Below are 12,607 nucleotides of genomic sequence, written 5' to 3'. Positions count from 1 at the left end.
TCTTCCTTTCGGAAGGCTATCCCCCACTTTGAGGCAGGTTACCCACGTGTTACTCACCCGTCCGCCGCTAAGAACGCTTCCATGTAAACATATCCGCATTCTCCGCTCGACTTGCATGTGTTAGGCACGCCGCCAGCGTTCGTCCTGAGCCAGGATCAAACTCTCAATTTAAAAGTTTGAACTAGCTATTCATTACACTAGCTTCTGAACTCCATTTTCATGAAGTTCGCACTTTCTTTTCAGAAAGTGGTTTTTTTTGATTTCTCAAAAAGAATTACTTTGGTTTTTTACCTATATTCTGTTTAATTTTCAAAGAACTGTGTTTGCTTGTTTTTGCGCCGCTCTCTCAAGCGACTTGTCTATCTTATCACGGGATGAATTGTCGGTGTTTATACACAATTTGATTTAAGGTAAATAAGTCACTCAATCTATCAATATCTGTATTTTTCGAAGTAATCCTTATTGTGATACACACGGAGTTGTTTTTGTATGAACGCTCTTTCTCCCTCTCCAAATGATTGACAAAAACCGCTAATCACCGAACTAATTTATCTAATTTTTGATTATTGTTCGTTTTATAGTTTTTTAAGACTCTAAATACTAAAAAGAAGAGACCTCCATGAATCATGGAAATCTCTTCTTAATTTTACTCTTCTTCTAAATCTTCTTCAGAGTCTTCTCTGAACTCGTCTTCTAAATCAGTCATGTCTAAATCATCATCCATAACTTCACTGAGCTTTTTCTCAATCATTTCATCACTGTCGATTTCTTCCACTTCTGGACCGCCATCTTCTCTGGATGCAATAATCTTAGCCATAGAAACAACTTTTGATTCTTCCGATGTCTTCATGAGTTTTACGCCCATGGCATTTCTAGATGTGATGGATATCTCACTTACATTGATACGGATGGCAACTCCATCAGAGTTTACGAGAAGCAGCTCATCTTCATTGGAACAGGAACGTGCACCAACTACATAACCGGTTTTACCCGTTACTTTATAGGCAATCAGTCCCTTTCCTCCTCTATTCTGCTGTTTGTACTGATCCGTTGGCGTTCTCTTGCCAAGACCATTCTCAGATACTACCAAAATGTCTTCACCAGCTACTGCAATATCAAAGGATACGCAGATATCTCCTGTACGAAGGGTAATTCCTTTCACACCTGTTGCAGTTCTTCCCATTGGTCTCACGTCATGCTCATTAAACTTAATGGCATATCCATCTTTTGTCACAAGAAGCAAATCTGCATCTCCTCTTGTATATTTCACATTGAGGAGGGAGTCTCCTTCTCTCAGATTAAGAGCGATGAGCCCTGTTTTTCTGATATTGCTGAAATCATGAAGTGTTGTCTTCTTGATGAGTCCACTTGTTGTGGCAAATACAAGATATCCATCCTTTTCCATATCTCTAATGGATATTACAGCCTGGATACTCTCATCCTGATCTACAGGGATGAGGTTCACAAGATTAACTCCCTTGGAAGTACGCCCAGAATCTGGAATTTCATAGGCTTTCAGCTTATACACTTTACCTTTAGAGGTAAAGAAGAGAAGATTTTTATGGGTTGATGTCACAAATACCTTGTTCACCACATCATCTTCCTTAGTGGACATGGCTTGAATACCTCTTCCACCTCTCTTTTGAGCAGAGTACGCTGTGGCTGAGATTCTCTTGATATATCCATCCTGAGTCAGTGTGATGACAACATCTTCTTCATTGATGAGATCTTCATAATCAATCTCATCATGATTCTTTTCTATATCAGTTCTTCTTTCATCTCCATATTTGTCACGGATTTCTATAAGTTCATCCCGAATCACACCAAGAAGCTGTGCTTCATCGCTGATGATTCCCTCCAGATAAGCAATAAGCTCCATAAGAGATTTATATTCCTCTTCAATTTTATCTCTTTCCAATCCTGTAAGCCTTCTTAATCTCATATCAAGAATCGCTACAGCTTGTCTTTCTGAAAGAGCAAATCTTGTCATCAGCTCTTCTTTTGCAATTTCTGTGGTTTTGGAACTTCTCAGAACTTTGATGACTTCATCAATATGATCCAAAGCAATTCTCAATCCTTCGAGGATATGAGCTCTGTCTTTGGCTTTGTTCATTTCAAATATACTTCTTCTAGTAACAACTTCCTTTTGGAAATTCAGGTAATTCTTGAGAATTTCTTTGAGGTTCAGAACCTTAGGTTCATTATTGACCAGTGCCAGGTTGATGATACCAAAGGTATCTTGAACCTTTGTCCTTTTATAAAGATAGTTTAAGACCACATGTGCATTGGCATCTCTTTTCAGCTCAATGACAATTCTCATACCATCACGGTCAGACTCATCCCGGAGATCTGATATACCTGTAAGCTTCTTATCTCTCACATGATCAGCAATATTTTCAATAAGCTTTGCTTTATTCACCATATACGGAATTTCTGTAATGATGATTCTCTGTCTGCCGTTATGTTCTTCAATAGCACTCTTCGCTCTGACGATGACCTTACCACGACCTGTCTCATAGGCTTCTCTGATACCAGTTACACCCATGATGGTTCCACCAGTAGGAAAATCTGGTCCTTTAATAAACTGCATCAGCTCAAGTACTGTCGTGTCTTCATGATCAATCAGATGAATCACTCCATTGATGACTTCCGTAAGGTTATGAGGTGGAATATTGGTAGCCATACCAACCGCAATACCTGAAGAACCATTAACCAGAAGATTAGGAAATCTTGCAGGAAGAACCGTAGGCTCTTTTTCCTCTCCATCAAAGTTTGGTATAAAATCTACAGTATCTTTATTGATGTCTCGAAGCATTTCTGAAGAAATTTTAGCCAGCTTTGCTTCTGTATATCTCATCGCCGCTGCTCCATCTCCATCCACAGAACCGAAGTTACCATGGCCTTCCACGAGGAGATATCTGGTAGAGAAGTCCTGAGCAAGTCTTACAAGTGCATCATACACAGAGGAGTCTCCATGTGGATGGTACTTACCAAGAACGTCACCGACGATTCTTGCGCACTTACGGAATCCTTTTTCGTTGTAAATGCCCAGCTCATGCATGGAAAATAGGATTCTTCTATGTACAGGCTTCATTCCATCACGTACATCAGGAAGTGCACGACCTACAATTACACTCATGGCGTAATTGATATAACTGGTTTTCATTTCTTTTCTCAAATCTATGGGTAATACTTTACCTTCATTGTTATTCAACTATATGTGCCTCCTATACGTCCAAATTGTCTACGAGCTTCGCATTCTTTTCGATAAATTCTCTTCTAGGTTCTACTTTATCTCCCATAAGAATGGTAAAGATCTCATCTGCTGACTTAGCATCCTCAATGTCCGCACGCAGAAGAATTCTATGCTCTGGGTCCATCGTAGTTTCCCATAGCTGTGAAGCGTTCATTTCACCAAGACCTTTATATCTCTGAAGTGCGATGGATGAATCTTTTCCACCCATACTCTCCACAATTTCTTCCATTTCCTTATCAGAATATGCATACTGCATATTCTTGCCTTTTGTGATCTTATAAAGAGGCGGCTGCGCAATATAGACATGCCCCTTCTCAATGAGCTCACGCATATAACGGTAGAAGAATGTAAGAAGTAGCGTTCTGATGTGGGCACCATCCACATCGGCATCCGTCATGATGATGATTCTGGAATACCTCAGTTTTGTGGTGTCAAAATCTTTACCGATTCCTGCGCCAAAGGCAGTGATCATAGAACGGATGGTATCAGATCCCAACATTTTATCCAGTCTTGCCTTCTCTACATTCATGATTTTTCCACGAAGAGGCAATATCGCCTGGAATTGTCTGTTTCTTCCTTGCTTCGCAGAACCACCCGCGGAATCTCCCTCTACGATGTATATTTCAGATTCCAATGGATCCTTGGAAGCACAGTCTGCAAGTTTTCCCGGAAGTGTCGTTCTTTCGAGGACACTCTTACGGGTCAGTTCTCTCGCCTTACGTGCAGCTTCTCTAGCTCTTGCAGCCATGAGGGCTTTATCGATGACGATTTTACCAATGGCAGGATTTTCTTCCAAAGTGATGGAAAGTGCACCACCTACAATATTGTCTACAATACTTCTGACTTCTGCATTGCCAAGCTTTGTTTTTGTCTGACCTTCAAACTGTGGGTCTATAAGCTTTACGGAAACAACCGCAGTAAGACCTTCCCTGATATCATCTCCGGAAAGGTTCTTATCATTTTCTTTCAGATGTCCAAATCGCCTTCCATAGTCATTGACAACTCTTGTGAGGGCTCTTTTAAAACCATCCAGGTGTGTTCCACCTTCAATGGTATCAATGTTGTTTGCATAGGAGAAAATATTTTCATTGTAGCTGTCGTTAAACTGCATCGCCACTTCTACGATATACTCGTCTTTCATATCTTCGATGTACACGACCTCTTTATGCAGCACTTCTTTGTTTCTGTTGAGATACTCCACAAAAGACTTGATTCCACCTTCATAAAAGTAGGATTCTTCTTTTGCCTTTCCTTCTTCCTCTTCACGTTCATCCGTCAGCGAGATACGCAGCCCCTTATTGAGGAATGCAAGCTCTCTGAGTCTCTCAGAGAGAATTTCAAAATCATATTCCACTTCATCAAATATAGTTTTATCCGGAAGAAATGTTGTTGTTGTTCCTGTGTGCTCAGAAACACCAATCTCTTCCAGTCCGCCAATGGGATTTCCAAACTCGAACTTCTGACGGTAAATCTTATTGTTTCTTCGAATCTCTACTACACATGTTTCAGAAAGAGCATTCACGACAGAAGCTCCTACACCATGAAGTCCTCCCGAAACTTTATATCCTCCACCGCCGAACTTTCCACCTGCATGAAGAACCGTCATGATGACTTCTACAGTGGACTTGCCAAGCTTTTCATTCATACCAATTGGCATTCCTCGGCCATCATCCACAACCGTAATGGAGTTGTTTTTATGTATCGTAACTTCAATATGGGTGCAGTATCCTGCGAGTGCTTCGTCGATACTGTTGTCAACTATTTCGTAGACCAGATGATGAAGACCTCTTGAAGAAGTGGAACCAATGTACATACCCGGTCTTTTTCTTACAGCCTCCAAGCCTTCCAGAACCTGAATATTGCTGTCGCCATAAGCCTCTTCTACCTTTGTGTTGCTTCTATCTCCATTGATACTCTCACGAATTTCTTCTATTTCTTCTTTCATGGTTTGATCCATGTTGTTCTCTACCATTCCATGGCCTCCTTCTAGTCTTCAAATCGGTACTTTGTTCTTTTGGATAGGGTCTTTGATGATATGGGTGAAAGATAGATGACGGACTTATGCTCAATTTCCGCAATAATGATGGACTTGGGTTTCTCATCTGTGATTCTCGTCACAAAACCGTCTTCCTCGGCCAATCGCAGAAACTGGCTGGTGTCCGAGCTGTACATAGAGGATTCCACATCAAAAATCCCAATAATCGCTTTCATTGGGATGACTACATTTTCTCCTAAGTGTAAAAACATTCTAGACACCTCCTTGTTCCACTGTTCCGTTTCTTACAGTAAAGAGCCTGTAACTTCCTGTTAAGTATGCTTCCACATTCTCAACACCAGTACAGGTAATTACAGTCTGAATATTTTCTATGGATTTTAGAATGAACTTTTTACGGGATAGATCCAGCTCAGACAGCACATCATCCAGCAGCAGAAGAGGATATTCTCCTTTCAGCTTTTTAATGATTTCAAGAGATGCAAATTTCATCGTAAGGACAGACGTCCTCTGCTGTCCCTGAGACCCAAAATCTTTTGCATCGATCCCATTGATATGAATCGTGAAATCATCTCTATGTACTCCTGAAGAAGTAGTTCCACGTTCTATGTCTGTATCTCTTTTTCTATAAAGTTCTTTTCTAAGATTCTCTTTAAGATCTCCCTCTAGAGAAAAAGAACACTTATACTCATAGTCGATTTCCTCTTTCCCCGTGGTGATTTCATAATGGATAGGCTTTCCATGAGTATTCAGCAGTGCGACATAGTTAATTCTCTGCTTTACGATATAGCTTCCGTACTCTGCCAGCTTCACATCATAAATGTCCAAAACATTACGATCCATTCTTCTTGATTTCAATAATGCATTTCTTTCCTGAAGCACCTTATTGTATCCCACAAGAGCGTTATAGTATCCCTTATCCAGCTGACTGATTTCCATATCTAGAAATCTCCGTCGAATTCCAGGAGATTCTTTTACAATCTTCAAGTCTTCTGGAGAGAACATCACTACATTCAAGACGCCCAAGAGATCACCTATTTTTGTCAGTTTTACTTTATTGATGGAAACAGATTTTCTTCCATCAGAAAGCATCTGAATATCAATGGTCTTATCCAAGCGGTCCTTTTCAATATAAACTTTAATCTGCGCAATGCTCTGTTTCCATAGGATCAGGTCTTTAGATTTCACGGTTCTGTGTGATCTTCCAAAGGCGCAATAATAAATTGCCTCAAGAATATTGGTTTTTCCCTGGGCATTTTCTCCTTGAAAGACATTGACATCCTTGCCTAATTCAATATTAAGTTGATCATAATTCCGATAGTTCATCATACTGATGTTTCTAATTTTCATAAAAAATCTCCTACAATATATTATACCACACAGAAGGCCGTCCTTCTATGTGGTATAAAGCTCAATACATATTGCAATTTTTATCTGGAATTATTCAGCCACAGCGATGAAAACTTCTCCATTGAATTCAACTTTGTCTCCTGGATAAATTTTCTTTCCTCTTCTCAGCTCTACCTCGTCGTTAACTTTCACTAGCCCTTCCTGAATATAAGCTTTTGCCTCAGACCCTAATGAAACTGCCCCCGCCCATTTCAAAAATGAATCCAGCTTGATAAATTCAGTCTTGATTTTAATTTCCATAATTTCCCCCTATCTGGTTAATCTAACTGGCAGCACCATGTAAATACAGTTGTCTACCACCGTATTTTTAATGATGGCCGGACTGACACTGGAGGTCATCTCCAGAACAATCTCTTCTTCTTCCATGACTTTTAAAGTATCCAGCAGATAGTTTGCATTGAAAGCAATTTCAATGGCATCCCCTTCCATATGAACCGGTACGTCTTCTTTTACTTTACCAAACTGTGAATTGGATGTAATCACTGCACGGTCATTTTCGATCTGAAGTTTGATCAGCTTAGAGGAACCTTCTTTTGCCATCAGTGAGGCTCTTTCAATACTTTGTGCCAGAAGTGCTCTTTTCACTTTGAACTGCAGTTTATAGTCTGTTGGAATAATCGATTCGTACTTGATAAAGCTTCCTGAAAGAAGCCTGGAAACCACTTTTGTATTCTGAACTTCGAAAAGAATATGATTCTCATTGAAGCTGATATAGAGAAGCTCATTTTTATCTCCAAGGATCTTGGAGACTTCATTGAGTGTTTTACCTGGAATGACCACAGATAGATCTTCATTGGATTCCAAATATTCACTGCGAAGAGCCAGTCTGAATCCATCCAGAGCGACCATATTGAGCACTTTATTCTTCACTTCAAAGAGTACACCCATAAGAATTGGTCTGGATTCATCCTGTGCTACGGCAAAGGATGTCGCTTTGATAAGATTTTTAAAAACATCTTCTCTGATAGAAATCTTTTCTCTATTTCCGATTTCTGGGAGCGTTGGAAATTCTTCAGCATTTAAGTATAGAAGATTGAACTCTGAGTTTTCACAGGAAATAAGGATTGTATTGTTTTCCATTGTAGCAATCTCTACAGTAGCATCTGGGAGCTTTCTGATAATGTCACCGAATAGTTTAGAGTCGATGACCAGTCTACCTTCCTCCAGAACACTTGATGAAACCAATGTTTCAATACTGAGGTCTATATCAGAACCTCTCATGATAATTTCATTGGCACCAGTCTCAATATAAATTCCTTCTAAAACTGCCATAGGAGATTTTCCCAAAATCGCTTTCTGTACGGTTGAGATTCCTTCTACAAGATCTTTTTTCTGACATCTGAAATGCATGATGCAATCCTCCCAATTTCATAAGATAAAACAATGTTTCGTGGGGATACTTTTGCTGCACAGTGAATGATTTCGTCCACGCAAAAGAGTAATAATATAATAGATTATTTAGTAATAGTAGTAGTAGGCGGCGGTATTATGTGGATAAGTGAAATAAACCATGAGGCTGTAGAAATCTGCTGACTTGAAACCATGTGAATAAGTTTTGAAATCCTACTCAAGTTATCCACAGTTCTCCACAAGCTATTTTTAAAATAAAATTATCCACATGTGGATGAACAGGCAATTTAATAACTTGTGAATTACTGGCTGTTCACCTTTTTAGTGATGATCCTGATGGCACTGGCAAGTGAATCATCACTTTTTAGTGCTGTACTGATTTTTTCATAGGCATGAATGACAGTGGTATGATCTCTGCCACCAAATTCATCACCAATTTTAGGTAAACTCATATCCGTGAGTTTTCTTGAAAGATACATGGCAATCTGCCGTGGATAGGCCACGTTTCTTGTTCTTCTTTGTGATTTCAGCTCTTGAACGGAAAGATTATAATAATTCGCCACCACATCCTGAATCAGATCGATGGTAATGGATCTGGTTTGTGAGGAAGAGATGATGTCCTTCAGTGCTTCTGCAGCTAAATCAACGGTGATGTTTTTGTTGTTGGTTAATGAGGAATAAGCCATTACTCTTGTAAGAGCCCCTTCCAGTTCTCTGATATTGGATTTGATCTTAGTTGCGATATAGACCATGACATCAGAGGAAACAACGTATTTCTCAATCTCTGCTTTCTTCTTGAGAATTGCAATTCTTGTTTCAAAATCTGGTGCCTGAATGTCTGCCTGAAGCCCCCATGCAAAACGTGTCCGCAAACGGTCTTCTAATGTAGGGATTTCATTTGGTGGTCTATCACTGGAAATGATAATCTGTTTTCTTGCTTCATAGAGTTCATTGAAAGTATGGAAGAACTCTTCCTGGGTACTTTCTTTTCCAGCAATGAACTGTATGTCGTCCACCAGAAGTACATCCACATTTCTATATTTGTTTCTAAAATCAAGATTCTTATCATATCGGATAGAGTTGATCAGTTCATTGGTGAACTTCTCCGAAGAAACATAGACCACCTTAGCTTTTGGGTTGTTTGCCTGAATATGATGGCCAATGGCATGCATGAGATGTGTTTTTCCAAGTCCGACTCCACCATACAGAAAGAGTGGATTATAGGCATTCGCTGGTGATTCAGCAACGGCTACAGAGGCAGCATGCGCAAATCTGTTGGAGTTACCGATGACAAACGAATCAAAGGTGTATTTGGAGTTGAGAGAGCCAAAAGCTTCTGCTGCAGGCTTGATGGCATCTTTCTGCATTTCTTCCTCTGATTTTGAATCATCAGATTCTGGTTCACCAACCATACACTGCACATCCACATCCTGGTTCAGAACGTGTTTGATGGATTCTTTAAATAAAAGCATATATCGCTGGTTAATGATATCCAGCGTCAGTTCATTGGGTACACTGATCATGAATACACCATTTCTCATTCCTATTGGTTTCAATCCAAGAATCCAAGTGTTATAACTTACCTCAGACATGATCTCCACCTTAAGAATCTTAAGTACTTTTTCCCAGGTTTCAGCTAATTGGGTATTCATGTATTATGTCCTCCTAATAAAATAAAAATAATTTTAAAAATAAAAGTACCTGAATAAACAAGTTTTAAACAGGTTATCTACAGAAAAATATAAAATAAATAATTCCAGAAACTATGTTGATAAATAAGAAGTTTCAGCTGTTGATAAAGTGTAATAAGAAGACTTCTGAATAAAATCCACAATAGATTAAGAGAAGTTCCTCACATTGTACGTAGTGCTAGAACATTGCAGTATCAAGGGTACAGAAACAGTATAATATATTTTAGACAGAAAAGGAACAGTTTATTCACAGGGTTATCCACAATTGTGGAAAACTACAGAAAATAGAGTAAGTTATCAACAATTCTTTTCTATGATAGCATATGGTCCTTCCATGGGACAATGAGTTATCCACAAATACCATGGTCTAAATAAATAGTAAAGAGACTCTTCGAGTTTTCTTGACACCCTTCCTCACCATGAGTATAATAGTGTAGTAAAATCGAAGTATTGGGTTAAGTGCGCATTTTTTGCGCTTAAGACTAATATGAATAAAGTATACGAAGGGGGTGTCAACATGTGGATGACATTTCAGCCTAAGAAGAAGCAGGGTAAGAAAGAACACGGCTTCAGAAAGAGAATGGCTACTAAGAATGGTAGAAACGTTCTTAAGAGAAGAAGAGCAAAAGGAAGAAAGAGATTATCAGCATAAGGTCGCTTAAATGTGGCCTTTTTCTGTAATGTCAAGAAAGGATTATCTCCATGAAACATGAAAAGATTCGGAAAAACGGTGAATTTCAAGTCGTATACAGGAGAGGCCGATCTTTTGCCAATCATCTTCTGGTTTTGTATGTGTTTAAAAACAGAAGAAACCAGATTCAAGGAGTTCCTTATAATAGGATAGGAATTTCTGTCAGCAAGAAAGTAGGTAAGAGCGTAGTCAGGAGTCGGGTAAAGCGACTGATCAGCGAATCATATCGTCTGAACAAAGAAGTTTTTGACACAGGATATGATTTTGTGATCATTGCCAGAGTATCAAGTCATGATAAGAGTTATGCCGAAATCGAAAAATCACTGATGCACGTCTTTAAAAAGGCGGGTCTAAAAAATGATGAAAAAAATACTGTTACGATCAATTAGATTTTACAGAAAGTATATTTCTCCTAACACGCCTCCCAGCTGCAGGTTTACACCAACATGCTCTGTCTATGCCATTGATGCCATAGAGAAGTATGGTGCGCTTAAAGGAGGCTATATGGCTATCAGGAGAATTTTAAGATGCCATCCTTTTTATAAAGGAAGCCTGTATGATCCGGTTGAATAAAACTTGGAGGTAAAAGGATTGTCTCAATTGAATCAATTATTTATTTGGATTTTTGAGCAGCTGAAATCTGTAGTAGAACTTTTTGTTGCAGATCCAGGAAATCAATGGGGTATTACCATTGTATTTTTTACTATACTGTTTAATATCCTCATGCTACCTGTCAATTTATCTCAGATGAAAACCATGCGAAAGCAGCAGGCACTTCAACCGGAAGTTGCAAAGCTTCAAGCGAAGTACAAGAATGATCCGCAGAAAATGCAGGAAATGCAGATGAAACTCTACAAAGAAAATAATGTAAGTATGTTTGGTGGATGTCTTCCCCTACTCATCACTTATCCTATTTTCATTGCGATGTTCAGTGTATTCAGACAGCTGGCAGCAGACGGTAAGCTCACAGGTATGAGATTCACACCGTTGATTCCAGATTTGTCTGCAAACAACAACCTCATTCTTGCAGCACTTTCTGTAGGAACAATGCTTCTTTCAACTTATATTACAACCATGAGAACCAAGTCCGCAGATAACCCTGCAGCAGCCTCTGCTAATAAAATGCAGTATATGATGGCAGTATTATTTGGATGGATTACATACACATCCAACTCCGCTTTAGGACTTTACTGGATTACCGGAAACATATTCCGAATGATTCAAGGGCTGATTATTAATGCGGCAGAGAAGAAAAAAGAAGAGCAGGTCATCAAATAGTAGTTTGTTGGTAATGATTGCCAAATAAGGTGGTATTGAAATGAATAGTATGCAGTTTTCAGGTAAGAATGTGGAAGATGCTCTTCAGACAGCACTGAAGGAGCTTCAGGTAACAAAAGACAAAATTACATATAAGGTCATCGAAGAAGGTTCAAAAGGAATCCTTGGACTTATTGGATCCAAGCCAGCAATCATCCAGGTGGATGTCATTCAGGAAGAAATTGCTGAAGTGAAGGAAAGCCTTCAGGCTTCTCCTGAAGAAATGCAAACTGAAAAAGTGACTGTTTCCAGAAATCATAAAGAAGAAGCAGTACAGTTCCTGAAAGGTGTCTTTGAAAAGATGGATATAGAAGCTGAATTGGATGCTTCTTTAGCAGACAACATCCTAAAGGTAGATATATCTGGTCCTAAAATGGGTCTTGTCATAGGATACCGTGGTGAGACACTGGATTCTCTTCAGTATCTTACAAGCCTTGTAGTAAATAAGAATCGTGAAGATGAGTACATCAGAGTGATTCTGGATACGGAAGGTTATAGAAGAAAAAGAGAAGAGACACTGGAAAGATTAGCAGAAAAGACAGCTTACAAGGTGAAAAAGTACAGAAGAAGCATGAAGCTTGAACCCATGAATCCATATGAAAGAAGAATCATTCATTCTAAGCTTCAGCAAATTGATGGAATCACAACACGTAGTGTTGGCGAGGAACCTTTCAGAAGAGTTGTCATAGAACTGGATATGTAATGTAGGAGCCTGAGATCATCTCAGGCTTTTTTGTAGCAAAAAAAGCATAAATCAAATTTATGGTTAAGAATAGTCTAAAGTGCTTCTTTGAGAGACTTGAAATTCTTTTAAAATCACTATAGAATTGTTCAGAAGCATAACGCTTCATTTCATTTGAAAATAAAGGACTACCGCGTAGTTCTATGATGATATAGTC

The 12,607-nt window shown here is 39.0% G+C and carries 12 protein-coding genes and 1 rRNA gene; 5 read left to right on the top strand and 8 right to left on the bottom strand.

What is annotated here, in order from left to right:
- The 8 genes from T487_RS0106690 to dnaA all read right to left on the bottom strand — a co-directional run.
- Positions 1-171, bottom strand: a 16S ribosomal RNA gene (locus T487_RS0106690); the annotation flags it as partial.
- A gap of 475 nt (positions 172-646) precedes the next feature.
- Positions 647-3,166 carry a DNA gyrase subunit A gene (gene gyrA / locus T487_RS0106685; RefSeq protein ID WP_242848029.1) on the bottom strand — a complete coding sequence of 840 codons (2,520 nt, stop codon included), beginning with the start codon at positions 3,164-3,166 and terminating at the stop codon, positions 647-649.
- A 61-nt stretch (positions 3,167-3,227) separates the two neighbouring features.
- The gene (gyrB, locus tag T487_RS0106680; protein WP_169738437.1) at positions 3,228-5,228 is read right to left on the bottom strand and encodes a DNA topoisomerase (ATP-hydrolyzing) subunit B; all 2,001 of its coding nucleotides are present in this window, start codon (positions 5,226-5,228) and stop codon (positions 3,228-3,230) included.
- A 14-nt stretch (positions 5,229-5,242) separates the two neighbouring features.
- Complete coding sequence (gene remB / locus T487_RS0106675; protein ID WP_031575602.1) at positions 5,243-5,503, bottom strand: extracellular matrix regulator RemB; 261 nt, start codon at positions 5,501-5,503, stop codon at positions 5,243-5,245.
- Between the two features lies 1 nt (position 5,504).
- Positions 5,505-6,599 (bottom strand): DNA replication/repair protein RecF, encoded by a 1,095-nt coding sequence (recF, locus tag T487_RS0106670; protein ID WP_031575600.1) that lies wholly within the window; start codon positions 6,597-6,599, stop codon positions 5,505-5,507.
- Positions 6,600-6,689: 90 nt separating this feature from the next.
- On the bottom strand, positions 6,690-6,902 hold the full coding sequence (gene yaaA / locus T487_RS0106665) for a S4 domain-containing protein YaaA (RefSeq protein WP_031575596.1): 213 nt from the start codon (positions 6,900-6,902) through the stop codon (positions 6,690-6,692).
- 6 nt (positions 6,903-6,908) lie between these two features.
- Positions 6,909-8,009 (bottom strand): DNA polymerase III subunit beta, encoded by a 1,101-nt coding sequence (gene dnaN, locus T487_RS0106660; protein WP_031575593.1) that lies wholly within the window; start codon positions 8,007-8,009, stop codon positions 6,909-6,911.
- 302 nt (positions 8,010-8,311) lie between these two features.
- Positions 8,312-9,661 (bottom strand): chromosomal replication initiator protein DnaA, encoded by a 1,350-nt coding sequence (dnaA, locus tag T487_RS0106655; RefSeq protein WP_031575589.1) that lies wholly within the window; start codon positions 9,659-9,661, stop codon positions 8,312-8,314.
- A 556-nt stretch (positions 9,662-10,217) separates the two neighbouring features.
- Here dnaA and rpmH point away from each other — a divergent pair.
- Genes rpmH through jag form a run of 5 tightly spaced genes read left to right on the top strand, consistent with a single transcriptional unit; the run spans position 10,218 to position 12,411 of the window.
- Positions 10,218-10,352, top strand: coding sequence for a 50S ribosomal protein L34 (gene rpmH / locus T487_RS0106650; RefSeq protein WP_031575587.1), 135 nt, complete (start codon positions 10,218-10,220; stop codon positions 10,350-10,352).
- Positions 10,353-10,402: 50 nt separating this feature from the next.
- The gene (gene rnpA / locus T487_RS0106645; RefSeq protein ID WP_031575582.1) at positions 10,403-10,780 is read left to right on the top strand and encodes a ribonuclease P protein component; all 378 of its coding nucleotides are present in this window, start codon (positions 10,403-10,405) and stop codon (positions 10,778-10,780) included.
- The gene (yidD, locus tag T487_RS16210) at positions 10,752-10,964 is read left to right on the top strand and encodes a membrane protein insertion efficiency factor YidD (RefSeq protein ID WP_074542628.1); all 213 of its coding nucleotides are present in this window, start codon (positions 10,752-10,754) and stop codon (positions 10,962-10,964) included. Before rnpA ends, yidD begins: the two co-directional genes overlap by 29 nt.
- A 27-nt stretch (positions 10,965-10,991) precedes the next feature.
- Entirely contained in the window at positions 10,992-11,669 is a 678-nt protein-coding gene (locus T487_RS0106640; protein ID WP_162178230.1) for a YidC/Oxa1 family membrane protein insertase, read from the top strand.
- Between the two features lie 40 nt (positions 11,670-11,709).
- Positions 11,710-12,411, top strand: a complete 702-nt coding sequence (gene jag / locus T487_RS0106635) for an RNA-binding cell elongation regulator Jag/EloR (RefSeq protein WP_031575577.1) — start codon at positions 11,710-11,712, stop codon at positions 12,409-12,411.
- Positions 12,412-12,607: the final 196 nt, after the last annotated feature.

The sequence above is a fragment of the Proteiniclasticum ruminis DSM 24773 genome (genome assembly GCF_000701905.1).
Classification (GTDB): domain Bacteria; phylum Bacillota; class Clostridia; order Clostridiales; family Clostridiaceae; genus Proteiniclasticum; species Proteiniclasticum ruminis.
The sequence above is the reverse complement of the archived record's forward strand: the minus strand, read 5'-3'. Positions and strand labels throughout refer to the sequence as shown.